Origin of the sequence: Paucibacter sp. M5-1, from assembly GCF_027498415.2 — a bacterium.
Classification (GTDB): Bacteria; Pseudomonadota; Gammaproteobacteria; order Burkholderiales; family Burkholderiaceae_C; genus Roseateles_E.
Window position 1 is genome coordinate 212,492 of record NZ_JAPZLM020000001.1, and the last position, 24,057, is coordinate 236,548.

The following is a 24,057-nucleotide window of genomic DNA, read 5'->3' on the forward strand; positions in this document are numbered from 1 at the left end:
GGCGCGGCAAAACCACCCCTGGCGCGTGCGTTGCACGCCATCCGCACCCATCTGGACATGGATGTCGCCTTCATTTCGGAGATGGTGGAGGGCCGCCGGGTCTTTCGCCATGTCGATGCGCGCCCGGGAATTGATTTGGTGCAGGTCGGCAATTCCGATCCCTTGGAAGACAGCTACTGCCAGCGCGTCATCGATGGCCGGCTGCCCGAGCTGATGACCGACGCCTGCTTGAACGCCGAGGCCCTGAGCCTGCCGGTGACGCGGGCCTTGCCGGTCGGCGCGCATCTGAGCGTGCCGATCCGGCTCGGCGATGGGCAGGTCTATGGCACCTTCTGCTGTTTCAGCCATGCGCCGGACAGCAGTCTGACGGCCCGCGATCTGGCGATGATGCGTGTCCTGGCCGAGATGGTCGCCGAGCAGATCCAGGAGGAGCTGTCGACACGCCAGGCCATCCAGGTGCTGGATCAGCGCATCGACACGGTGCTGGAGTCCGGCGGCTTGCAGATGGTCTACCAACCCATCTTCGATGTGCAAACGAATCGTGCCATCGGCTTCGAGTCGCTGGCGCGCTTCTCCTCGGACCCCTACCGGTCGCCGGATGTCTGGTTTTCCGAAGCCGCGATGGTCAAGCGCGAACTGGAACTGGAGTCCCAGGCGATTCGCATCGCGCTGGGCGCCTTGCCGCAACTGCCCCCTGATGTGTATGTCGCCGTCAACGCCTCTCCCGAGATGATTGTCAAAGGCGATGTCGCCGGCATGCTGAAAGGACTGCCGCTGGACAGAATCGTGGTCGAGGTCACGGAGCACCAGGCCGTCGAGCGCTACGAGGATATCGCCGCCGTGATGAGGCCTCTGCAGGCGCAGGGCCTGCGCGTCGCCATCGACGATGCCGGCGCCGGCTACGCCAGCTTCAGGCACATTCTGAATCTGCACCCCCATATCGTGAAGCTCGACATCAGCATCACGCGCGCCATCGACACCGATCACTCGCGACGCGCGCTGGCGGCGGCGCTGCGCGGATTTGCGCTCGAGACCGGCTGCAGCATCGTCGCCGAGGGCGTAGAGACCTCGTCCGAGCTGGACACCCTCCGAGGACTGGGCATCAACAGTGCGCAGGGCTATCACCTGGGCCGACCGATGCTGCTGCAGCAGGCGCAAGCGCTGATCCATTGAGCTTGGGCATGCGTTGTTGGCTTGCGCTGCTTCAGAACACCGCATGATCCCCGCGCTCCGGCAGCGCGGCCGAGCCTTGGGCCAGCTCGGCATAAAAGCCCCCCAGCGTCTGCCGCCCGGTCGAGGGTGTGGCTGCGGCGTCATAGCGGCCGCTGGCCGGGTCCAGCACCAGCATGGACTCCGTCGCGTAGTAGCGGCCGATGCGGGCCAGCTCGGCCTTGACGGCCAGTGACGGCAGCACCCGGCCCAGGCCGGCGAGCACGGCGATGATGGTGTCGAGCAGCGCGACCGGCACCTGCTTGAAGCGTGGCTCGCGGCCCAGCGCCGCGAACAGCAGCTCGCCCTGCTGGCGTGGCGTCAGGGCAGGGCCGGGGCCGCCGATCGGCAGGATGCGGTTGCGGCGGGCCGGGTCCTGCAGGCAGTCGGCGAGGTAGTCGGCCAGGTCGGTGTCGCTGATCGGCTTGCAGGCGTTCAGACGGCCGTCGCCGAAGACCAGAAAAGGCTTGCCCCGGCGCACCCGCTCGATCTGGCCCGACAGCGATTTGAAGAAGGCGGTGGGCCGCACGATGCTGTAACTCAGCCCCGATGAGATCAGCGCCTGTTCGAAGGCCAGCTTGGCCTGTTGGAAGGCTAGCAGCGGTTTTTGCACGCAGATCGCCGACAGCAGCACCATCTGCGTGACGCCCGCTTGCTGCGCCGCTGCCAGCGCGTGCAGATGGGCCTGGTGGTCGATGGCCCAGGCGTCGTGTGGTGCGCCGTTGCGCGAGGCCAGGCAGGAGACCAGGGCGTCGAAGCGCTCGCCGCGAAAGCCGTCGGTGGCCAGCGAGGCGGGCGAGCCGACGTCGCCGAAGCGGACCGTGGCGCCGGCCAGCAGGCGTTCGCTGTCGCTGCGTGCCATCCGGCCTCCGACACCGGCGCGCGGGCGTACCAGGCAGACGACTTCGTGGCCGCGCCGCAGCAAGGACCGCACCGTGGCCTGGCCGATGGTGCCGGTGGCACCCAGCATCAAGAGGCGCTGGGCCGTCATGACCCGACCCCCGTTGCCCGACGCGGCATTCGGAAGGGCAGCAGCGCCTGAACCCAGGGCTGGCGAAAGCGTTGCAGCGACAGGCTTTCATGCACGGCCAGGCCGCCGTCCAGCGGGTCGCGCAGCAGCGAGCGGCTGTAGAAAGGGCCGCTCTCCAGCGTGGCCAGCAGCTCGGGCGCCTGCGCGGCGCGCGTGCTGCGCGCCAGCCCCCAGGCCGTGCCCGGCAGCGGGCAGTCGGGCGGCAGCGGCCGCTGGGCGATGCGCCCTTGCGCATCGATATCCAGCGCCAGCGCGCGCCGCTCGCCGCTCAGCGGCTGAACCTCATAGAGCACCCGACAGCCCGCATGTCCGCCCAGCGCGGCGCGCGACCACTGCCAGCTGTGGAAGTCCTGCTCCAGCGGTCGGCTGCCGAGGTTGGCATCGAGATAGGCATCCCCTTGCCAGCGCAGGCCGCGCGGCGCCTCGAAATCCAGCTCGACCCGCGCCACCGGGCTGATCGGCTGCCACAGATGCCGGCCGGCGGCGTCCAGCGCAAAGGCCCGGCCCGGCAGCAACTGCGGCTGCAGACGGATCTGGCCGCGCAGGCGCCGGGGCCAGGGCGCCGTCCATTCATCGACCTCGATCTGCAGCGTGCCATCGTCCTGCCAGGCCAGACGGCTGGGGCCGATCTGCAGCTGCTCGGCGCTGCGCCGTAGCTGCGGCTCGCCGCGCTCGGTCATGGCCCACAGGCGCTGGTAGCCGGCGCGGCCCGGCGGGCGGTGGTAGAGCGCGATATTCAGCGCGCAATGGGCAACGGGCCGCACCGCCTCGCCCTGGCGCCGCCGTGCCCAGGCGTAGTAGGGTGAGAACACGCTGCCGACGAAGGCGATCAGGGTCAGCGCATAGGCGCTGCCGTCAGGCTGCGGGTCGCTCAGCGCGTCGAGATACCACCAGGCGTAAGCAGGGCCCCGTCCGTCGCGCGCGCCCAGCGGCGTGTCGAATGCAGGGCCGCGCAGATCTGCTCGGCGGCCCGCTGGCCCGACAGCGCCGCCATCGGCACGCCCGGCCCCGGATGCACCGAGCCCCCCGCCAGGAACAGGCCCGGCACCCGCGTGCGGCCATCCGGGCGCGCGAAGAAGCTGGCCCGCCAGCCCTGGCTGGCCGGGCCGTAGAGCGCGCCCCCGGTCGCCGGGAACCGCTGTGCAAAGTCCTGCGGCCGGGTGCACAGCGGCGCATGCGGGCTCGGCTTCAGTCGCAGGCCCGCACGGCCCAGTTGATCCCACATCGCTTGCTGGCATCGCGCAATCTCCGGTTCGGTCAGCGCGCGGGCGCTGGCGGGGGCCATGGCTGGGGCCATAGCGGGGGCATTCACGAGACACATCAGTCGCTCGGCCCGCTGCGGCGGGCGGCCGCTGGCATCGCCGGCGCGGTCCTGGGCGCAGACATAGACGGTCGGCGTCCCGGGCAAGTGGCCCTGGGCGATCGCGTCGAACTCGGCGCGGTAGTGCTCGGCCGGGCCGAAAAACACATTGTGGTGAGACAGCTCGAAACCGCCGGCCTCGACCTCAGCCAGCAGGTGCCAGGTCAGCGCCGACAGCGAGCGCGGCGGCGGTATCGCCGGCAGGCTCAGCGCCTGCTGCACCGGCCGGCCGAGCAGACCGCTGGCCAGCGCCTGGGCGTCACCGTTGAACAGCACCGCGTCGGCGCTTAGGCGCTCGCCGTCCTGTAGCTCGACGCCGCCGACCCCGCCGTCCGCACGCATCAGCAACTGCCGCACCTCGCAGCCATAACGGTAGCTCACGCCCTGCTGCCGGCCGGCTGCGGCCAGGGCCTGGGCCAGCCGATACATGCCTCCCTCGATCTGCCAGACCGCCTCGCGCTCGACATGGGCCACCAGCATCAGCGTGGCCGGCGCCTCGAAGGGCGAGGAGCCGCAGTAGGTGGCGTAGCGGCCGAAGAGCTGGCGCAGCCGCGGGTCATGGAAGTAGCGGCCCAGCGCCGTCCACAAGCTGGTGAAGGGCGAGATGCGCAGCAGCTGCCGCAGGCCGGAAGGCCCTTGCTGGCGCAGCACGCGCCAGGCCAGGGAGCCGGGCGTGGGCCGGCTGCTCTGCATGAAGGGCCGGTCCAGGGTCTGGTAGACGGCGCCGGCGCGCTCGCAGAAGGCGCGGTAGCGCTGCGCCTCGGCCGCGCCGCTGAACTCGGCAATGGCCGCAACGCTGGTCTCCAGATCGGCCGACAGGTCCAGGCGCTGATCGGGCCCCCAGGCATGGCGGGCCAGCACGCTGCAGCGGCGCAGGCTCAGGTGCTGATCCAGGCTCAGGCCCAGATGCTCGAACAGCGCGTCGAAGACCCAGCGCATCGTCAGCACCGTGGGGCCGCCGTCCAGGCTTTGGGGCCCCAGCTCGATCTGGCGCATCTTGCCGCCGGGCGCGGCCGCCCGCTCCAGCAGCTGCACCTCGATGCCGCTGCGCGCCATCAGGGCTGCGGCCGTCAGCCCGCCGATGCCGGCGCCCACCACCAGCACCCGGGGCGGACGAAGCGGGGTACAGGGCAGGGCATTGACGCGCATTGACGCAATCTCCATGTGTGTCTATTCTGATTGACACATATTAATGTAATTCGCTTGCGACATGCGGTCGTTCTGCGGGTTCCGTCAGCAAAGGCCTCGCCCATGCACATGCCCTATCCAGACCGAATCGAACGCGCGCTGCGCGCCAGCCTGAGCGTCAGTCTGCAAAGCGGCCACCCGCCCAAGCTGGCCGCCGCGATGCAGCATGCGGTGTTTCCCGGCGGCGCGCGCATCCGGCCGACGCTGTGCCTGGCGGTGGCCCAGGCCTGCGGCGAGGACGATCCCGGCCTCAGCGAGGGCGCGGCGGCGGCCATCGAGCTGCTGCACTGCGCCTCGCTGGTGCATGACGACCTGCCTTGCTTCGATGCGGCGGACACGCGGCGCGGCCGGCCCTCGGTGCAGCGCGCCTTCGGCGAGCGGCTGGCCGTGCTGGCCGGCGATGCGCTGATCATCGCGGCCTTCGAGGTGCTCGGTGCCCGGGCGCGCCGCCATCTCTCGCGCCTGCCGGCGCTGCTGCGCACGGTCTGCCACGGTGTCGGCATGCCCATGGGCATCGTCGCCGGCCAGGCCTGGGAGTGCGAGCCGCAGCTCTCGCTGCGCGACTACCAGCAGGCCAAGACCGGCGCCTTGTTCGCCGCCGCCACCATGGCCGGCGCGCAGGCGGCCGGTGCCGACGGCACGCCCTGGCGCGCTTTAGGCGAGCAGCTGGGCCAGGCCTACCAGGTGGCCGACGACATCCGCGATGTGGCCCTGGACCCCAGCGCCACCGGCAAGCCCGGTGGGCAAGACCTGGCCCTGGGGCGGCCCAGCATGGCGCGCGAGCTGGGGCTGGAGGGCGCGCTGGCCGAGTTTCACCGCCTGATCCAGGCGACCCTGCTGACCGTGCCGGTCTGCCCGGGGGCGGCGCAGTTTCGCCAGCTGATCCGGCACGAGGCCGAGCGCCTGGTGCCGCCGCATTTGCTGGAGCGGGTAGCTGAGTCGCAAGTCCAGGCGGCCTGAGCGATGAGCACAGCCCAGGCTCATTGGAGCGATGCGCCGCTGGCCTGGCGCGACCGGCTGCTGAGCAGCGCCGGCTTTCGGCGCTGGGCCGAGGCCTTTGTGCCGACGCGCTGGATCGCGCGCCGGCGCGCCGCCGCGCTGTTCGACCTGCTGGCCGGCTTTGTCTACTCGCAGGTGCTGCTGGCCTGCGTGCAGCTGCGCCTGTTTGATCTGCTGGCCGCGCAGGGGCCGCTGACGCTGGCCGCGCTGGCGCAGCGCCTGAGCCTGCCGCAGCCCGGCACCGAGCGGCTGGTGCTGGCGGCCGTGTCGCTGCGGCTGCTGGACGCGCGTTCTGAGAGTCGCTATGGCCTGGGTGCCTTGGGCGCCGCCATGGTGGGCAACACCGCCGTGGCGGCCATGGTCGAGCACCATGGCGCGCTGTACCGCGACCTGGCGGACCCGGTGGCGCTGCTGCGCGGCGAGCGGGCCTCGGCGCAGCTGGCCGGCTTCTGGCCCTACGCGGGATCGGCGGCGCCTGGCGGTCTGCCCGCGCCGCAGCTGGCCGCCTACTCGGCGCTGATGGCGGCCTCGCAGCCGCTGGTGGCCGAGCAGGTCTTGCAGGCCTACCCGCTGCGGCGCCATCGCCGCCTGCTCGATGTCGGCGGCGGCGACGGCGCGTTTGCCTGCGCCGCGGCCGCGCACGCACCGGGCCTGCAGTTGCAGGTCTTCGACCTGCCCGGCGTGGCGCTGCGGGCACGCGAACGCTTCGAGCGCACCGGCCTGGCCGCGCGCTGCAGCGCCGTGGGCGGCGACTTCTTCCGCGACGCCTTGCCGCCGGGCGCGGACCTGATCACGCTGCTGCGCGTCGTGCATGACCACGATGACGCCCAGGTGCTGATCCTGCTGCGCGCGGTGCGCCAGGCCCTGGCTGCCGGCGGGCGTCTGCTGCTTGCCGAGCCGCTGGCCGAGACGCCGGGGGCCGAGGCCATGGGACATGCCTATTTCGGTTTCTACCTGATGGCCATGGGCCAGGGCCGGCCGCGCAGCGAGGCAAGGCTGCGTGGACTGGCGATACAGGCCGGCTTCGGCCGGGTCCGGCGGCTGCGCACCCGCATGCCTTTGCAGACCGGACTGTTGCTGCTTGATCGGAGCTGACAGTTCTGAGTGTAAATATTAGTTGACGTTTTGCTGTGTCTGCTTAAGATGACTTCATGGGATCGAGAGATTCCGTCCTAAGGAGATCCGCTGATGAACACCCTGGCCGTGGTGATTGACCGCCCCGAGCATCTGAGCCTCGCTCAGCTGCGGCTGCCGGCGATGGAAGACGGCGATGTGGTGGTCGAGGTGGAGTGGAGCGGCATCAGCACCGGCACCGAGCGCCTGATCTGGACCGGCACCATGCCCATGTTCCCTGGCATGGGATACCCGCTCGTGCCGGGTTATGAGGCGGTCGGCCGTGTCATCGCGGTCAGCCCGCAGAGCACGCAGTGGATAGGCCAGCGGGTCTTCGTGCCCGGCGCGCGCTGCTTCGGCGAGGTCAAGGGCCTGTTCGGCGGCTCGGCCTCGCGCCTGGTGGTGCCCGGTGCCAAGGTCGTGCCGGTCGAGGAAAAACTCGGCGAGCAGGCGGTGCTGCTGGCGCTGGCCGCGACCGCCTATCACAGCGTCGCCGGCGGCGGCCAGGATGTGCCGTTTGCGCCGCCCGACCTGATCGTCGGCCACGGCGTGCTGGGCCGGCTGCTGGCGCGCATGAATGTGGCGGCCGGCATCACCGACTTCACGGTCTGGGAAACCAACCCCAAGCGCGCCGACGGCGCGATGGGCTACTCGGTCACCCACCCCGACGAGGACAAGCGCCGCGACTACAAGGCCATCTACGACGTCAGCGGCGACTCGGGCCTGCTCGACACGCTGATCGCCCGACTCGCACCCGGCGGCGAGGTGGTGCTGGCGGGCTTTTATTCGAAGCCGCTGTCGCTGAACTTTGCGCCGGCCTTCATGCGCGAGGCGCGCATCCGCGTCGCCGCCGAATGGAAGCGGCCCGACATGCTGGCGGTCAACGCCTTGCTGCACGCCGGCCGGCTGTCGCTGGACGGTTTGCTGACCCACTGCGAGCCGGCCGAGCAGGCCGGCAGCGCCTACAGCCAAGCCTTCAACGATGCCGGCTGCCTGAAGATGGTTCTGGACTGGAGACACCACGCATGAGCAACACGAGCATCCCGGCGCTTGCGCCGATGGTCTTCCAACGCAGGGCCAGTCAGTCCGACGCACTGCGCGCCGAGGCCGCCATCGAGCCCGATGCCGTGGCCACCGGCCCGGTCACCAAGACCACGCAGATCATCGCGATCTACGGCAAGGGCGGCATCGGCAAGAGTTTCACGCTGGCCAATCTCAGCTACATGATGGCCCAGCAGGGCAAGAAGGTGCTCTTGATCGGCTGCGACCCGAAGAGCGACACCACCAGCCTGCTGTTCGGCGGCAAGGCCTGCCCCACCATCATCGAGACCAGCAGCAAGAAGAAGCTGGCCGGCGAGGCGGTGGCCATCGGCGACGTCTGCTTCAAGCGCGACGGCGTCTATGCGATGGAGCTGGGTGGTCCGGAGGTCGGTCGCGGCTGCGGCGGGCGCGGCATCATCCACGGCTTCGAGACGCTGGAGAAGCTGGGCTTCCACGACTGGGGTTTTGACTACGTGCTCCTGGACTTCCTCGGCGACGTGGTCTGCGGCGGCTTCGGCCTGCCGATCGCGCGCGATATGTGCCAGAAGGTCATCGTCGTTGCGTCCAACGACTTGCAGAGCCTGTACGTGGCCAACAACGTTTGCAGCGCGGTGGAGTACTTCCGCAAGCTGGGTGGCAATGTCGGCGTGGCCGGCATGGTGATCAACAAGGACGACGGCACCGGCGAGGCCGCCGCCTTCGCGCAAGCCGTGGGCATCCCGGTGCTGGCGGCGATTCCCGCCCACGAGGACATCCGCCGCAAGAGCGCCAGCTACGAAATCATCGGCCGGCCCGGCACGCAATGGGCCTCGCTGTTCGAGACCCTGGCCACCAATGTCGGCGAGGCGCCGCCGGTGCGGCCCAAGCCGCAGACTCAGGACCAGCTGCTGGGCCTGTTCTCGGCCGAGGTGACCGGGCGCGATTTCAAGATGGAGCCGGCCACGCTGTTCGACATGGTCGGCAAGACCGAGTTGATCAAGCCGACGCTTGAAGTGATCTACGACGCGGCCTGATCATGTCTAACTGCCACGCCGCTCCCGAACTCGCCCTGGCCGAAGGGAAGGCCAACAGCGACGCCACGCGCGAGACCCTGGAGCGCTACGCCGCCGACTACCCCAAGGGCCCGCACGACCAGCCGCAGAGCATGTGTCCGGCCTTCGGCGCGCTGCGCGTGGGCCTGCGCATGCGGCGCACCGCCACCATCCTCAGCGGTTCGGCCTGCTGCGTCTACGGCCTGACCTTCACCTCGCACTTCTACGGCGCCAAGCGCAGCGTCGGCTATGTGCCCTTCAACAGCGAGAGCCTGGTGACCGGCAAGTTGTTCGAGGACATCCGCGACGCGGTCCATGCCCAGGCCGACCCGGCCAGGCTCGACGCGCTGGTCGTGATCAATCTTTGCGTGCCCACCGCCAGCGGCGTGCCGCTGCAGCTGCTGCCCAAGCAGATCAAGGGCGTGCGCATCATCGGCGTCGATGTGCCGGGCTTTGGCGTGCCCACCCATGCCGAGGCCAAGGATGTGCTGGCCGGAGCGATGCTGAAGTACGCGCGTGGCGAGGCCGAGGCTGGGCCGGTCGCCGCACCGACCGGCTGGCGCGAGAAGAAGCTGCAGACCGGGCGGCCCACGGTGAGCCTGCTCGGCGAGATGTTCCCGGCCGACCCGGTGGTGCTGGGCATGCTGCTGGAGCCCATGGGCCTGGCGGCCGGCCCGGTGGTGCCGACGCGCGAATGGCGCGAGCTTTATGCGGCGCTGGACTGCACGGTGGCTGCGGCTATCCACCCCTTCTACACGGCCTGCGTGCGCGAGTTCGAGGCCGCCGGCCGGCCGGTGATCGGCTCGGCACCGGTGGGCCATGACGGCACCGAGGCCTGGCTGCAGGCCATTGGCGTCGCAGCCAATGTGCCGCAGGCGCTGATAGCCGCAGCCAAGCAGAAGTTCCTGCCGGCGATCAAAGGCGCGCTGGCGCGCACGCCGATCAAGGGCCGAGTCACGGTCAGCGGCTACGAGGGCTCGGAGCTGCTGGTGGCGCGGCTGCTGGTCGAAAGCGGCGCCGAGGTGCCTTATGTGGGCACCGCCTGCCCGCGCACCCGCTGGAGCGACCCGGACCGCGAGTGGCTGACCTCGCGCGGCGTGCATGTGCAGTACCGCGCCTCGCTGGAGCAGGACCTGGCGGCGCTGGCCGAGTGCAAGCCCGATCTGGCCATTGGCACGACGCCGGTGGTGCAGAAGGCCAAGCAGCTGGCGCTGCCGGCGCTGTACTTCACCAACCTGATCTCGGCCCGCCCGCTGATGGGCCCGGCCGGCGCCGGCTCGCTGGCCCAGGTGGTCAATGCGGCGATGAACAACAAGCACCGCTTCGACCAGATGCGCGAATTCTTCGGCGAGGTGGGCTCCGGCCATGCGGCCGGTATCTGGGAAGAAGTGCCACGCGACCGTCCCGATTTCAAGGCCGACACGCGTCGCCAGGTCATCAAGCTGATCAAGCGCCGCAAGGCGGAGGAGATGATTTGATGTGCGATCACCTGAACCCCCGCAGCGCCCGCCTGGTCTGCCTGGCGCGCGTCCTTCCTCGGCCGCGCCGCCGGATCGTCCATCGCGGCCCGCTGCGCTCGATCGCGGCGCGCTACTGCGGCTTTCGCCGCTGCGTTGAATGGGGCAGCGCCACATGCTAGTGCTGGACCACGACCGGGCCGGCGGCTACTGGGGTGCCGTCTATGTGTTCACCGCGATCAAGGGCCTGCAGGTCGTGATCGACGGGCCGGTCGGTTGCGAGAACCTGCCGGTGACCTCGGTGCTGCACTACACCGACGCCTTGCCGCCGCATGAGCTGCCCATTGTCGTGACCGGCCTGGCCGAGGAACAACTGGGCCGCGAAGGCACCGAGGGCTCGATGAAGCGCGCCCATGCGACCTTGGACCCGGACCTGCCCAGCGTGGTGGTGACCGGCTCGATCGCCGAGATGATCGGCGGCGGCGTCACGCCCGAGGGCACGACGATTGCGCGTTTTCTGCCGCGCACCATCGACGAGGACCAGTGGCAGTGCGCGAACCGCGCGATGTTCTGGCTCTGGACCGAGCACGGGGTCAAGAAGGTGCCGGCGCGCACGCCCTTCGATCAGCGAGCCGCCAACGAGAAACCGCGCGTCAACCTGATCGGCCCCTGCTACGGCCAGTTCAACAGCGCCAGCGATCTGCACGAGATCCGCCGCCTGGTCGAGGGCATAGGCGCCGATGTCAATATGGTGTTCCCGCTGGGCAGCCATCTGGCCGATGTCGCGAATCTGGTGCATGCCGACGTCAACGTCTGCATGTACCGCGAGTTCGGCCGCATGCTCTGCGAGGCGCTGGAGCGGCCCTGGCTGCAGGCTCCGATCGGCCTGCACAGCACGACTGCCTTTCTGCGCGAGCTGGGCCGCCTGCTGCATCTGGACCCCGAGCCCTTCATCGAGCGCGAGAAGCACACGACGATCAAGCCGATCTGGGATCTGTGGCGCTCGGTGACGCAGGACTTCTTCGCCACCGCCAGCTTTGCGGTGGTGGCCAGCGAGACCTATGCGCGCGGGCTGCGGCATTTCTTCGAGGACGAGCTGGGCCTGCCCTGCAATTTCGCGGTGGCGCGCAAGCCTGGCGAGAAGACCGACAACGACGCGATCCGCGCGCTGGTGCATCAGAAGCCGCCGCTGGTGATGTATGGCAGCTTCAACGAGCGCATGTATATGGCCGAGGCTGGTACTGGACCGGGAAAAGGGCCGATGAAGCCCGCCTTCATTCCCGCCTCCTTCCCCGGCGCCATCATCCGCCGCGCCACCGGCACGCCTTTCATGGGCTATGCCGGCGCGACCTATCTGGTGCAGGAGTTCTGCAACGCGCTGTTCGATGCGCTCTTCCACATCCTGCCGCTGGGCACCGAGCTCGACCAGGCCGAGGCCACGCCGGCCCGGGCCCTGCCCGAGATGGGCTGGACGCTGCAAGCCAAGGAGCTGCTCGACGAGCTGCTGGAGGCGCAGCCGGTGCTGCTGCGCATTTCGGCGGCCAAGCGCCTGCGCGACCGCGCCGAGGCGGCGGCGCGTGCGCGGGGGGCGGCAGCAGTTGCCGTTGACGACATCGAAGGGCACACCCGACAACTGGCCGCCGCAGCCATCGGAGCGCTCACGTGAACACAAGTCTTGCCGGGGGCTTCTCTGCCCTGGAAGTCCCTGCCGCGCGGGAGCTGCGCGGTACTGGCCGCAAGGCTTTTTTGAGGAGCTATCGCTATGGCTGACAACAGAACAGGCTCGTTATCCGGGCTGACTGAGAACGAGGCCCGGGAATTCCACGGCATTTTCATGTCCAGCTTCATCGGCTTCACGGCGGTTGCCGTGGTTGCCCATGTGCTGGTGTGGATGTGGCGTCCCTGGCTCTGAATCGCTGAAGGAGGCCCGTCATGGCTGAGATCACCACCGTCCCCGTCAACCATGCGGCTTTACAGGATTCCAAGGCTTACGAGGCGCTGTTCTTCGTGAGTTTTGTGTTCGTGCTGATGATCGCCGTCGCCGCCCAGCTGCTGTTGCTGAAGTGGCGTCGCTGGTTCCCGGGCGCGGAGAGCGAGAAATCGCTGATCAAGGGTGTGAGGGCGGGTGTCTACACCTTCATGTCGCACCTTAACTAGGAGAGATAAGCATGTGGAGAATTTGGTTGCTGTTCGACCCGCGCCGAGCGCTGGTCGCCTTGTTCGCTTTCTTGTTCGTACTGGCACTGGTGATTCACTTCGTGCTCTTGAGTACCAACAAGTTCAACTGGCTCGATGGACCCAGGACGCAGGCGGTGAGCCAGAACTCATCGATGCCCGCACCGGCGCCGAAGTAGTCGCCGGCCTCGACCCATCGAAGCCACGGCGCGGGTTGAGGCCCGCGCCGTGTCCGGACCGCAAAGGGCCCCGCCAGGCGCGGGCGCCCTCTACCTGAGGTGGCAAGCATGGCTATGCTGAACTTCGAGAGAAAGTACCGCGTACGCGGCGGCACCTTGCTGGGAGGCGATTTGTTCGACTTCTGGGTAGGTCCGTTCTATGTCGGCTTCTTCGGTGTGACCACGGCGTTCTTCTCGCTGGTCGGCATCCTGCTGATTGTCTGGGGCGCCTCGCAGGGCGGCACCTGGAACCTCTGGCAGATCAATATCGCGCCGCCCGACCTGAAATACGGTCTCGGCATGGCGCCGCTGATGGAGGGCGGACTGTGGCAGCTGATCACCGTCTGCGCCATCGGTTCCTTCGTCTCCTGGGCGCTGCGCGAGGTCGAGATCTGCCGCAAGCTGGGCATCGGCTATCACGTGCCCTTTGCCTTCTCGGTGGCCATCCTGGCCTATGTCACGCTGGTGGTGATACGGCCCGCGCTGATGGGGGCCTGGGGCCATGGCTTCCCCTACGGCATCATGAGCCATCTGGACTGGGTGTCCAACACCGGCTACCAGTACCTGCACTTCCATTACAACCCGGCGCATATGCTGGCGGTGAGCTTCTTCTTCGCCACCACCTTCGCGCTGAGCCTGCACGGCGCGCTGATCCTGTCGGCCACCAACCCGGCCAAGGGCGAGGTGGTCAAGACCGCCGAGCACGAGAACACCTTCTTCCGCGATGCCATCGGCTACTCGATCGGCACCCTGGGCATCCACCGCCTGGGCCTGTTCCTGGCCCTGTCGGCCGGCTTCTGGAGCGCGGTCTGCATCGTCATCAGCGGCCCCTTCTGGACCCGTGGCTGGCCCGAGTGGTGGAGCTGGTGGCTGAACCTGCCGGTCTGGCGCTGAGCACAAGTCCAACAAGCCGAGGAGACTCATCATGGCTGCGGAATATCAGAATCTTTTCACCAGCGTCCAGGTCGCGGCGCCGTCCTATCCCGGCGTGCCGCTGGGGCGCGACGAGTACCAGCGCGAGGGCAGGGGGGCGCACTGGCATTGGCTGGGGCGCCTCGGTGATGCGCAGATCGGGCCGATCTACCTCGGCTGGCTGGGCATTGCCTCGCTGATCAGCGGCTTCATCGCCATCGAGATCATCGGCCTGAATATGTGGGCCTCGGTCGGCTGGGATCCGGTGCAGTTCGCCCGCCAGCTGTTCTGGCTGGCGCTGGAGCCGCCGCCGCCGGCCTACGGCTTGTCGCTGCCACCGCTGAACCAGGGCGGCTGGTGGCTGCTGGCCGGCTTCTTCCTGACCATGGCCATCCTGCTGTGGTGGGCCCGCATGTACCGGCGTGCCCGCAAGCTCGGCATGGGCACCCATGTGGCCTGGGCCTTCGCCGCGGCCATCTGGCTCTACCTGGTGCTGGGCTTCATCCGACCCATCCTGATGGGCAGCTGGGGCGAGGCGGTGCCCTTCGGCATCTTCCCGCACCTGGACTGGACGGCAGCGTTCTCGCTGCGCTACGGCAATCTGTTCTACAACCCCTTCCACATGCTCAGCATCGCCTTTCTGTACGGCAGCACGCTGCTGTTCGCGATGCATGGCGCCACCATCCTGGCGGTCAGCCGCTTCGGCGGCGAGCGCGAGATCGAGCAGATCACCGACCGCGGCACGGCCAGCGAACGGGCCGCGCTGTTCTGGCGCTGGACCATGGGCTTCAACGCGACGATGGAATCCATCCACCGCTGGGCCTGGTGGTTTGCCGTGCTGTGCCCGCTGACCGGTGGCATCGGCATCCTGCTGACCGGCACCGTGGTGGACAACTGGTATCTGTGGGCCGTCAAGCATGGCGTCGCGCCGCTGTACCCGGCGGTGTTCCAGCCCATCGTCGATCCGGCCGCGCTGGGAGCCAAGCCATGAGCCGCCAGCATCTGAACCACTGGTGCGCCGCCTGCTGGACCCTGCTGCGCAATGGTTTCGGCGGAGCGTCGCTGAGCCTGGCCATCCAGGCGCAACTGCCGGCGCAAATGCCGGTGGCGGTGCAGCCCGGCGCCTTGTTGACTGGAGAGCAGCCATGATGAATCGACAATCCTTGCGCCTCATCGGGCTGGGCCTGCTGTGCACGCTGCTCGCGGCTTGCGAGCGGCCGCCGGTCGACACGGTGCAGCGCGGCTACCGCGGCACCGGCATGGAGCAGGTCTACAACCCGCGCCTGATGGCCGAGCAGGCCGCCCTGCACGAGACACCGGCGCCGCTGGAGCCGGCCTCGCCTGACGGCCCCAAGGCCGGGCAGGTCTACCAGAACGTCAAGGTGCTGGGCGACCAGAGCGTGGCCGAGTTCAGCCGCACCATGGTGGCGATGACCAACTGGGTGTCGCCCAAGCAGGGCTGCGTGCATTGCCACAATGTGCAGAACTTCGCCGATGACTCGCTCTACACCAAGGTGGTCGCGCGCCGCATGCTGCAGATGACGCAGAAGATCAACAGCGACTGGCAAAGCCATGTCGCCAAGACCGGCGTCACCTGCTTCACCTGCCACCGCGGCGAGCCGGTGCCCAAGGAGGTCTGGTTCCAGCCGCTGGCGCCCAAGGGCGAGAACAACTTCGCCGGCAATCTGGCGGGCCAGAACGCGCCGGCGGCCAGTGTCGGTCTGGCGTCCCTGCCGAACGATCCCTTCAGCGCCTTCCTGCTCGGCGACGCGCCGATACGCGTGGCCGGCACGCAGGCCCTGCCGGACGGCAACCGGCAATCGATCAAGCAGACGGAGTGGACCTACAGCCTGATGATGCACATGTCCAAATCGCTGAACGTCAACTGCACTCAGTGCCACAACACCCGCGCCTTCGGCGAGTGGGACAACAGCTCGCCGCCGCGCCTGAGCGCCTGGCATGGCATACGCATGGCGCGCGAGTTGAATCTGGAGCATATGCTGCCGCTGACCGACACATTCCCGGTCGCGCGCCTAGGCCCCGGCGGTGATGTCGCCAAGGTCAACTGCGCCACCTGCCACCAGGGCGCGCACAAGCCGCTGTATGGCGCCGAGATGGCCAAGCATCACCCCGAATTGCAGGTCAAGACCGGCCCGACGCCGGCGGCCGGCACGGCGCTCAGCACCGACGACCTGAAGGTGCTGGAAGTCCTGCCGGCCACACCGGCCACCATGGCGGCCAAGCCGGCAACTCCGGGCTGAACAGTAAAAAACGCGGGTTTCCGGCAGGGGCCGGGCAGGCCTACGATCCAGCTGTCTGTGATAAGTTCAAGCAGTATCTCCGGGCGCCGCGCCAGCGCTGGCGCCCGGGCTTCATCACTCGATCGAGGCCGCCTCAGGTGTCCACAGCTTCCGAAGACCCCTCCGATCTCAGCGCGCTGTCGCCCCTGGCCAGCGAACTGGCCAACACCATTGCGCGGGTGGCCAGCGATATCGCCCTGGTCATCGACAAGGACGGCGTGATCTCGGCCGTGGCCGAGGGCCAGGCCGTGCAGGCGCAGGGCTGTGGCGACTGGGTCGGCCAGCGCTGGGTCGACACGGTCACCGCCAGCACCCGCGGCAAGATCCAGTCCCTGCTCGACGAGGTCACGAACGAGGGCGTGGTCTCGCGCCGGCGCGAGGTCAGCCATCCGGCCCAGGGCGGGCAGGAACTGCCGCTGACCTGGGCGGCGATACGGCTGGGCGCCGATGGCCCGGTGCTGGCGGTCGGCCGCGATCTGCGCGCGGTCGCCGCGATCCAGCAGCGCTTTGTCGAAGCGCAGCAGGACATGGAGCGCCATTTCTGGAGCCGCCGCCAGGCCGAGAGCCGCTATCAGCTGCTGTTCCAGGTCGCCAATGACGCGGTGCTGGTGCTGGACGCCTTGAGCCTGAAGGTGCTGGAGGCCAATGCGGCCAGCGCCGCGCTGCTCGGCCATGACGCTGGCTCGATCCAGGGCCGGTCGCTGAGCGAGAGCTTGCCGCCCTCGGCGCGCGCGGCGGTGCTGGAGTTGCTGGCCACGGCGCGCAGCAGCGGCCGAGCCGGCGAGATCCGCGTGCGCGGCCCGGCCGGCGCGCTGGACGTCTCCGCCACCCCCTTCCGGGCCGATGAGGCCCAGCTGATTCTGGTGCGGGCGCGTCGCGAGGATGCGGCCAGCGCCGACAGCCTGGCGCTGGCGCGCATGGCGGAGTTTGTCGAGACCACGCCCGATGCGGTGGTCATCACCGACTCTGCGGGCGCCGTGCTGATGGCCAACCCTGCCTTTCTGCGCCTGGCCCATCAGGCCAACGAGCTGGCGCTGCGCGGCCGGGCTCTGTCCGAGCTGCTGCTCGACGCCGACGGCGGCTGGGCGCAGATGATTGAGCGGGTGCGCAGTACCGGCATCGTCAGCAGCGCCTCGCTGGAGGTCGGTTCGCCCAGCGGCGATCCGCAGACCGTGCAGGTCACCGCGGCGCTGATGACCGAGGGCGAGCAGGCCTGCCTGGGCTTCATCCTGCGGCCGGGTGGGCCGGCGATGCCGCTGCAGATGGCTGGCGACGATGTGCTGGCCGGCTTGCTCGACCAGGTCGGTCAGGTGCCGCTGGCGGACTTGCTGGTGGAGGTGGCGCATCGGGCCGAGCGGCAGCTGATCGCCAGCGCCTTGCTGCGCAGCGGCGGCCGGCGCGACGCGGCGGCCGAGGCCCTGGGCATGACGAGCGAGGCGCTGGGCCTGCGCATGCAGCGGCATGGGCTGTCGGGGCTGGGCTATCTGCCGGGCAACGGCGGATCCACGCACCTGATCAACTGAAGCAAGACTGAACGACGCAGCACGCATCGATGCAAGCCTCGAAGCAAGTGGCACCCGCCTTCGGCCAGGCCGACCTCAGCAACTGCGAACGCGAGCTGATCCATCTGGCCGGCTCGGTGCAGCCGCATGGCGCGCTGCTGGTCTTGCGCGAGAGCGCCGATCTGCAGGTGCAGCAGTGCAGCGGCAATGTCGCGCGCCTGCTGGGCCTGCCGGCCGAGGCCCTGCTGCAGCGGCCGCTGGCGTTGCTGGGCGGTGATGTGGCCGAGCGGGTGGCGGCGCTGCTGCAGCCGCAACAGCATCCAGGCGGCCACGCCGATCTGCGCGAGGCCGTGGTGCTGCAGTGCTGCATCGGGCCGGCGGGTCGCCGTTTCGACGGCGCGCTGCACCGGCTGGCCGAGGGCGGGCTGGTGCTGGAGCTGGAGCCGGCGACGACCTCGGCCTCAGCCGAAACCGGTGGCCTGGAACTGCAAGACCTGGCCCCCGAGCTGATGGCCACCACGCTGTCCGAGGCCTTGCAGCGCTTCGGGGCCGCGCCCTCGGTGGGTGTGCTGGCCGATGCGGTGGTCGAGGTGCTGCGCCATCTGACCGGCTATGACCGCGTGGTGGTCTACAAATTCGACCCCGACGGCCATGGCAAGGTGATCGCCGAGGCGCGGCACCCGCGGCTGGAGTCGCTGCTGGGCCACCACTACCCGGCCAGCGACATTCCGCAGCGCGCCCGGGCGCTGTATCTGCTCAACCGGGTGCGCATGCTGGTCGATGTGAACGCACAGCAGGCCCCGCTGCTGCCGGCGCTGCGGCCCGAGACCGGCGCGCCGCTGGACATGTCGCTGTGCCAGCTGCGCAGCATGTCGCCCATCCATCTGCAGTACCTGCGCAATATGGGCGTGACGGCCACGCTGACCGCCTCGCTGGTGCGCGAGGGTCAGCTCTGGGGCCTGATCGCCTGCCACCATTACTCGCCGCGCCATCTGCGCTGCACGCTGCGCGCGGCCGCCGATCTGCTGGCCGAGGTGGCCTCCACCCGCATCTCGGCCATCGAGAACTATGCCCATGCCCAGGTGGCGCTGATGGTGCGCCGGCTGGAGCAGCGCCTGGTCGAGGCCACCTCGACCGAGGGCGACTGGCGCTATGCCTTGTTCCGCAACCCGCGCACGCTGCTGCAGCCGCTGGAGGCCACCGGCGCGGCGCTGTTCTGCGAGGGCGAGGTGCTGGTTTCGGGCGAGACGCCGTCCACGCCCGAGCTGCGCGCGCTGCTGGCCTGGGTGCAGGATCAGCAGCAGCCGGTGCCTGTTGATGAGCCCTTTGCCTGCGCCTCGGTCGGCCAGGCGAACCCGGCGCTGGCCAGCCTCACGCCGACGGCCAGCGGCGTGCTGGCCGTGCGCCTGTCCACCAACAGCCCCGACTGGCTGATGTGGTTCCGCAAGGAGCAGCTGCAAAGCGTCACCTGGGCCGGCGATCCGTCCAAGCCCATGGTGGCCAACAACCCGCTGGAGCTGTCGCCGCGCCGCTCCTTCGCGGCCTGGTCCGAGATCGTGCGCGGCACGGCCGTGCCCTGGTCGAGCACCGAGCTCGCGCTGGCGCGCGGCATCGGCGTGGCCCTGGTGGACATCATCGTGCAGGTGCAGGCGGTGCGATTGCTGATCGCCGAGCATCAGCTGGTGCAGATCCGCGGCGCGGTGGCCGGCTCGCGCGAGCCGGTGCTGGTGGCCAATGCCGAGGGCCGCGTGGTGTTCGCCAATGAGGCCCTGGCGGGCCTGCGCGGCGCGCCGGTCGAGAAGGGCAGCGAGATCGCCGGCCTGTTCGCCGCCGCCCCCGCCGTGCAGCAGGCCCTGGCCGAGATGCGCCGCTCCCAGCACGGCTGGCGCCGCGAACTCGATCTGCTCGGCGCTGGTGACACGCGGCTGCCGATGGCCGTGCATGCCGAGCCGGTCAGCGGCCGCGACGGCCAGGCGCTGGGCTATGTGCTGACCCTGCTCGACCTGCGCGAAGCCCGCCGCGCCGACACCGCCCGGCTCAACCTGGAAAGCACCCTGCGCCTGGCCGCGCAGCACACCCGCAGCGAAGCCAGCGAGCCCGACGGCGTGATCGCCGCCATCCTCACCAACGCCAGCCTCGCCGCGATGGACATCGCCGACGCCCGCGGCGGCCCGCCGGTCGCGCCGCTGCTGCAGGAACTGGAGAACTCGACGCGCAGGGCGGCGGGGCTGTATGCGCAGATCAGGAGTTTTTCGGGGTAGGGGGCAGGCCCTGGGCGCTGGTGCTTGCTCAAGGGCGGGTGGGAGCATTGGTTTTTCGATGGTACCGAGGTGATCGCAAGACAGTTCAAGGCTGAAGTCGGAAGTCCACCAACGTCAGCTTTGCGGCGCCCCAATGCAGGCCAGCGATCGAAGCAACGGCTCGCGGGTGTCTAGGATGCCCCCGGGCGATTCAGATCCATGAGGTCGTCGAGGTAAGCCCCCACCATTGCCTCGTCGACCTCGTTTCGCGCGAACTCGAAGCCGGCATAACCAACGCCCATCGAATGTTGCGATTTCGATGTCGCTAATGCGGCCACACGGTCAGTGTGACTTTGGTGGTGACGGAACCTCGGGCTATGTCATCAACGCGTAGCACTCCGTACCGGTCTTGCGCCTTGATCTGCGCCAACGGCACTGACCATTCGCCTGCGATTGAGGAGATGACAAGCAGGGCGTCCTTTGCGCTCGAGGCGACCTCTACGGACACCTTTTCACCAACGGTAGTTGGGATGTCCTTCGCAGTCGAATTCAGCGCCGTCCGGTTGGCGCGGTAGATGACTGGCTGCACATGCATCGTCTTGATGTAGATGGCGCTGACGTCATCGGCGCCGCTGTATGCAATCGAGCGATAGATCGACGAATAGACAGGCTTGTCGTCGAACTTGGCTGAAGACGGGTAAGGAGAGTACACATCGGTCAGCTGAAAGGCATCCTGCTTGGTTGATCGCAACTCGTCTTTGACGACAACGAAGCCGATCGAGTTCTCGTTCGGATTAGACGCGGAAAAGCCGTCGCCGATGCCCCGCTTCCAGGGGCCGCACGACAGCTGTCCTTGGCTGGATGTACACGGTGGAACAGCAGCCATCACCCATTCAGAAGTCTCGCCATATTTCTGCCAGCTCATGGTCTGACTTTCGCCCACCGCTACTACGCTTCCGAACTTTTGCGTGTATCGCTGTCTAGTGGTTGGAAAGCTTTCTGCAAAGAATCGGCGTACTTCCTGATGAACACCCCCGTCGAGCTTGACCGGCTTGACCAAGGTAAGGTGGTCGGTGTTGCCGATTCGCCTGGCCTTGCCGGAGTAGTTGCCCGATGAATTCGTCGCCACAATCACAGGCATCTCGACGGAAAGCCATTTGCAAGCGAAAAGGCCGAGGAAGCAGTCTTCTTTGGGAAAGGTCGACTCGAAGAATTCAGCCAGCGCTACCGTTTGGTCCGACCTCTTACGTTCCCCCAGCCACTCGCTGAACCGTGCATCAATGTCGGCAAGCGTCTGCGAGCCAGAACTCAGGTCCCTCAGAAGCGAGTTGTTGTAGTAGGAGCCCAGCCAGTTGGTGATGACCTTCGCGTACTCGCTTCCCCTCGTTGGCGAGCCGAGTAGGACCAAGCCTACCTTGCGACGGTCAAAAGAAGCGCGCTTGTCCTGCAAGACTTGACGTACGACGATGCCGCCCAGGGAATGAGTCAGAAATACGATGTTCTTTCGATGAAGCGGTGCTAGCGACCGGTCTTCGACTGGTGACACCAATGCGGTAAAGAGCTGACCAGCTGCGTCATCGATCGAGAAGTTGCCCGAGTCGAGTTGTGAATAGTAGCCAGCGACGAAGATGTCAACGTCCTTGAAGTACGCGGCATCGCTGGCGAGCAGGTCCGGCCAATAGGTGCACGGCTGCGCAGACGCCGTAAGCCAAGCGCCGACGTTATCTGAAGCGATCCCGTGCACGAAAACGACCACCGTGTCGGAACTGTTGTCCCTTATCCAGACGCCGTTCGCATTCTTGATTCTGGCGAATGCCTTGCTCGATGGCCCTGCGTACGCAGTCGAGCAAGGACCGGGCGCGGCCGATTGAGGAGGCGACATCTCCCCAGCGGTCAGTGCCTCCTGCGCCGCCGAAAAGCCCATCAAAATCGTCAAGACCAGCCCGGCAAAGAGTCTTCTCATATAGCCGTCTCCCCTAGCACGCAACCCTATCGGCCTCTTGTGCGGCAGCATATCTCGCTCATACTTGTTGAGCACGACTCGCTAGCTTGACGTGTTGTGAACCGACGAACTTCCGCAGGATTGAGGATGCAGGCCGTCGTCCGCGGTTGCAGTCCAGGTTCTTGATTCGGTGGATTGACGCCGCAGGAACTATGGAGGCGAACTGACACCGCGGCCGATGAAGCAGCGCGGTGGCGGTTTTTCATCCTGCCCGTCCATTCGCCCCTGCCGCATAAGCTGCTCGGTAACCATCTTGAGCCCACCAAGAGCCGTAGTCCTGCGGCTGTTAGCGACTGCTGTCGGGCTGCCGGTTACCGCGCTCCCGCGCATAGATCCGTACCTGCCCAACCATGGCATTCGGCTGCTCTCTTAGGTATCTGGTGAGCGGCAAGCTTCAGAGCCTCGGCCGCTCGCTTGAAGACCGAAGAGCGTGTGGGTCCAGAGTCAGCGATTCCCACCGCTATGCCTATTTCCCTTCACGTAGCGGTTCAGGGTGCTCGAGTGGTGGCCTGTCGAACGCCTCCTGTGCTTCCTTCAACTGTACAAAGTCCCGACTCGACACATCAAATGGCTGCTTTCGGGCGTCGAGTTCAGCGAGCCGCGAGACTGCAGCCGCTGCATCTCAGCCATTGCCACAGCTACTCATCCGCGCCGCCCACCTGCTTGCACTTCCTCAAAGACCGTCCCATGCAACTTGAACCCCTCGCACGCCTCGCTTATGACAGCATCGGTCTGCTCCGGCCCTAAATCGAGCGCATCTAGCCCCGCCCGGAAATCTCGCTTCATCCGCTCGAGTTGCTGGCCATCCTCGTCCCCGAAGGCATAGAAAGCCGTACCCAGCTCGCCCTGCAACCCGAAGCCCTGCCTCACGATGCGCGCCAGCATCTGCCCGCCATGCAGATCGCCGAGGTAGCGCAGATAGGCATGGGGAATCAGCAGCACGGGGTCGGTCCGGGCCAGTTGCCCAAGCCGCTCGGCATATTCCGCCGCCGTGCCCAGCACTGGCAAATCACGGCGCCAGTCCGCGCCAGCGTGCAAGTACCCCAGATCCTGCTCCAGCGCCGGCAGCCGGCGCAACTCGCGGCGCCAGAGCCGCTGCACATTCGGGTCGGTGGGATGGTGGGCATCCAGCCCCGCTTCCAGCGCCGCATAAATCGGCTGCAGATTGCGCAAAAGCAGGCAATACGTCTCGCGGCTGATGCGGCCCTGCATCAGCTCGGCCATCACGCCGCTGCGCTCGGCCTGGCGGTGCAGCTCGCGTGTGGCGTCTTTCAGGCGGGCGGCGAGGCCGCTACATGCTGTGCTCATGCACCGCATGATGCCTCAGCGCCCTGGTCACAGGGTCAGGTATTGCCCGTCATTGGCTCTCGCGCAGAAAGGCCTGCAGCGCCGCCAGCCCGCGGCCGGGCTGTTCTTCCTGCGGCAGATGGCCGATGCCGGGCAGGGCCGCCAGGCGGGCGCGGGGCAGGGCGGCGAGGTAGTCGGCGGCGTTGCTGAAGGGGATCATCGCGTCCTGCTCACCCCAGATCAACAGGGTGGGCGCGCGGATGAGGCGCAGCGTGGGGACCGGGTCGGTGAGCACGGTCTGCTGCATGCGGGCCAGCAGCGCGGGCCGCGCGCCCGGGGCGCGCATCAGATCGAAATAGCGGTCCGTCAGGGGGTCGCTGAGCGTGTCGGCGTCGGCGTAGGCGGCACTCAGGCTCATGCGCAGCACCGGGCGGGGCAGCACATGGCTCATCAGCTTCAGGCTGGCTGGCACCTCGGGCGCCTTGCCGTAGTCAAAGCCGGGGCTGGCGAAACCGTCCGGAGCGATCAGCACCAGGCGCGCCACGCGCTCTGGATGCCGGGCCGCGAGGCCCCAGGCGATGCGCCCGCCAATCGAGTGGCCGATCAACGTGACGGCGCCTACGCCCAGCTGATCGAGCAAGGCCAGCAGCAGCTGCTCGCTGCGGGCGTCGGTGTAGACGCCGCTGGGATCGGGCGGGCTCAGGCCGCTGCCGGGCAGGTCCACCAGGATTACGCGGTAAGTCTCGGACAGCGCGGCGGCCCAGGGCTCCCAGGTGTGCAGGCTGGCGCCGAAGCCGTGGATCAGCAACAGGGCCGGTCCGTCCTTTGGGCCGCTGTCGCGCAGATGCAGCTGGACGCCGGGCAGGGCGCGCAAGGCGACCCGATCACCGGGCTGGCGCAAGTATTTGGCGTCCAGCTCGGCCTGCGGCAGATCGGGCGTCCACGCCCAGGCGGCGAGGCCGAACAGCGCCAGCGCGACGAGTATCAAGATGG

Annotated in this window: 23 protein-coding genes; 17 read left to right on the forward strand and 6 right to left on the reverse strand. The window is 68.2% G+C overall.

Going from position 1 to position 24,057, the window contains the following annotated elements:
• Positions 1-30: 30 nt before the first annotated feature.
• Positions 31-1,173 carry a sensor domain-containing phosphodiesterase gene (locus O5M90_RS01015; RefSeq protein ID WP_269841768.1) on the forward strand — a complete coding sequence of 381 codons (1,143 nt, stop codon included), beginning with the start codon at positions 31-33 and terminating at the stop codon, positions 1,171-1,173.
• A 31-nt stretch (positions 1,174-1,204) separates the two neighbouring features.
• Here the strand turns inward: O5M90_RS01015 and O5M90_RS01020 are convergent, their stop codons facing one another.
• Genes O5M90_RS01020 through crtD form a run of 3 tightly spaced genes read right to left on the reverse strand, consistent with a single transcriptional unit; the run spans position 1,205 to position 4,763 of the window.
• Positions 1,205-2,200, reverse strand: coding sequence for an NAD(P)H-binding protein (locus O5M90_RS01020; protein ID WP_269841767.1), 996 nt, complete (start codon positions 2,198-2,200; stop codon positions 1,205-1,207).
• Positions 2,197-3,051, reverse strand: coding sequence for a carotenoid 1,2-hydratase (locus tag O5M90_RS01025; protein WP_269841766.1), 855 nt, complete (start codon positions 3,049-3,051; stop codon positions 2,197-2,199). Before O5M90_RS01025 ends, O5M90_RS01020 begins: the two co-directional genes overlap by 4 nt.
• 59 nt (positions 3,052-3,110) lie before the next feature.
• The gene (gene crtD, locus O5M90_RS01030; RefSeq protein WP_269841765.1) at positions 3,111-4,763 is read right to left on the reverse strand and encodes a 1-hydroxycarotenoid 3,4-desaturase CrtD; all 1,653 of its coding nucleotides are present in this window, start codon (positions 4,761-4,763) and stop codon (positions 3,111-3,113) included.
• Between the two features lie 87 nt (positions 4,764-4,850).
• Between crtD and O5M90_RS01035 the strand changes: the two genes are divergently transcribed.
• The 16 genes from O5M90_RS01035 to O5M90_RS01110 all read left to right on the forward strand — a co-directional run bounded on the left by O5M90_RS01035 (position 4,851) and on the right by O5M90_RS01110 (position 19,796).
• Positions 4,851-5,747, forward strand: coding sequence for a polyprenyl synthetase family protein (locus tag O5M90_RS01035; protein WP_269841764.1), 897 nt, complete (start codon positions 4,851-4,853; stop codon positions 5,745-5,747).
• Between the two features lie 3 nt (positions 5,748-5,750).
• Positions 5,751-6,881 carry a methyltransferase gene (locus O5M90_RS01040; protein ID WP_269841763.1) on the forward strand — a complete coding sequence of 377 codons (1,131 nt, stop codon included), beginning with the start codon at positions 5,751-5,753 and terminating at the stop codon, positions 6,879-6,881.
• Positions 6,882-6,974: 93 nt separating this feature from the next.
• Positions 6,975-7,928 carry a chlorophyll synthesis pathway protein BchC gene (bchC, locus tag O5M90_RS01045; RefSeq protein WP_269841762.1) on the forward strand — a complete coding sequence of 318 codons (954 nt, stop codon included), beginning with the start codon at positions 6,975-6,977 and terminating at the stop codon, positions 7,926-7,928.
• Positions 7,925-8,953 carry a chlorophyllide a reductase iron protein subunit X gene (locus tag O5M90_RS01050; RefSeq protein ID WP_269841761.1) on the forward strand — a complete coding sequence of 343 codons (1,029 nt, stop codon included), beginning with the start codon at positions 7,925-7,927 and terminating at the stop codon, positions 8,951-8,953. Before bchC ends, O5M90_RS01050 begins: the two co-directional genes overlap by 4 nt.
• Positions 8,954-8,955: 2 nt before the next feature.
• A complete protein-coding gene (bchY, locus tag O5M90_RS01055; protein WP_269841760.1) occupies positions 8,956-10,449 on the forward strand; it encodes a chlorophyllide a reductase subunit Y in 1,494 nt (497 codons plus the stop codon).
• Positions 10,449-10,610 (forward strand): hypothetical protein, encoded by a 162-nt coding sequence (locus O5M90_RS01060; RefSeq protein ID WP_440401779.1) that lies wholly within the window; start codon positions 10,449-10,451, stop codon positions 10,608-10,610. Before bchY ends, O5M90_RS01060 begins: the two co-directional genes overlap by 1 nt.
• Complete coding sequence (gene bchZ / locus O5M90_RS01065; RefSeq protein WP_440401780.1) at positions 10,604-12,094, forward strand: chlorophyllide a reductase subunit Z; 1,491 nt, start codon at positions 10,604-10,606, stop codon at positions 12,092-12,094. Before O5M90_RS01060 ends, bchZ begins: the two co-directional genes overlap by 7 nt.
• A 96-nt stretch (positions 12,095-12,190) precedes the next feature.
• A complete protein-coding gene (pufB, locus tag O5M90_RS01070; protein WP_137940796.1) occupies positions 12,191-12,340 on the forward strand; it encodes a light-harvesting antenna LH1, beta subunit in 150 nt (49 codons plus the stop codon).
• Positions 12,341-12,360: 20 nt separating this feature from the next.
• Positions 12,361-12,585, forward strand: a complete 225-nt coding sequence (locus tag O5M90_RS01075) for a hypothetical protein (RefSeq protein ID WP_137940795.1) — start codon at positions 12,361-12,363, stop codon at positions 12,583-12,585.
• 11 nt (positions 12,586-12,596) lie between these two features.
• On the forward strand, positions 12,597-12,782 hold the full coding sequence (pufA, locus tag O5M90_RS01080; protein ID WP_133701504.1) for a light-harvesting antenna LH1, alpha subunit: 186 nt from the start codon (positions 12,597-12,599) through the stop codon (positions 12,780-12,782).
• Between the two features lie 108 nt (positions 12,783-12,890).
• Positions 12,891-13,715: a photosynthetic reaction center subunit L gene (gene pufL, locus O5M90_RS01085; RefSeq protein ID WP_137940794.1), complete on the forward strand. Its 825-nt coding sequence runs from the start codon at positions 12,891-12,893 to the stop codon at positions 13,713-13,715.
• Positions 13,716-13,746: 31 nt separating this feature from the next.
• Positions 13,747-14,724, forward strand: a complete 978-nt coding sequence (gene pufM / locus O5M90_RS01090) for a photosynthetic reaction center subunit M (RefSeq protein WP_269841759.1) — start codon at positions 13,747-13,749, stop codon at positions 14,722-14,724.
• Entirely contained in the window at positions 14,721-14,882 is a 162-nt protein-coding gene (locus O5M90_RS01095) for a hypothetical protein (protein WP_171018088.1), read from the forward strand. Before pufM ends, O5M90_RS01095 begins: the two co-directional genes overlap by 4 nt.
• Complete coding sequence (pufC, locus tag O5M90_RS01100; protein ID WP_269841758.1) at positions 14,879-15,994, forward strand: photosynthetic reaction center cytochrome PufC; 1,116 nt, start codon at positions 14,879-14,881, stop codon at positions 15,992-15,994. The genes O5M90_RS01095 and pufC overlap by 4 nt, the downstream gene beginning before the upstream one ends.
• A gap of 137 nt (positions 15,995-16,131) precedes the next feature.
• Entirely contained in the window at positions 16,132-17,556 is a 1,425-nt protein-coding gene (gene ppsR / locus O5M90_RS01105) for a transcriptional regulator PpsR (RefSeq protein WP_269841757.1), read from the forward strand.
• 29 nt (positions 17,557-17,585) lie between these two features.
• Positions 17,586-19,796 (forward strand): GAF domain-containing protein, encoded by a 2,211-nt coding sequence (locus tag O5M90_RS01110; protein ID WP_269841756.1) that lies wholly within the window; start codon positions 17,586-17,588, stop codon positions 19,794-19,796.
• 304 nt (positions 19,797-20,100) lie between these two features.
• Here the strand turns inward: O5M90_RS01110 and O5M90_RS01115 are convergent, their stop codons facing one another.
• From O5M90_RS01115 to O5M90_RS01125, 3 genes are all read right to left on the reverse strand, one after another.
• Entirely contained in the window at positions 20,101-21,789 is a 1,689-nt protein-coding gene (locus O5M90_RS01115; RefSeq protein ID WP_269841755.1) for an esterase/lipase family protein, read from the reverse strand.
• 630 nt (positions 21,790-22,419) lie between these two features.
• Positions 22,420-23,085 carry a biliverdin-producing heme oxygenase gene (locus tag O5M90_RS01120; protein WP_269841754.1) on the reverse strand — a complete coding sequence of 222 codons (666 nt, stop codon included), beginning with the start codon at positions 23,083-23,085 and terminating at the stop codon, positions 22,420-22,422.
• A gap of 49 nt (positions 23,086-23,134) precedes the next feature.
• Entirely contained in the window at positions 23,135-24,052 is a 918-nt protein-coding gene (locus O5M90_RS01125; protein WP_269841753.1) for an alpha/beta fold hydrolase, read from the reverse strand.
• Positions 24,053-24,057 lie beyond the last annotated feature (5 nt).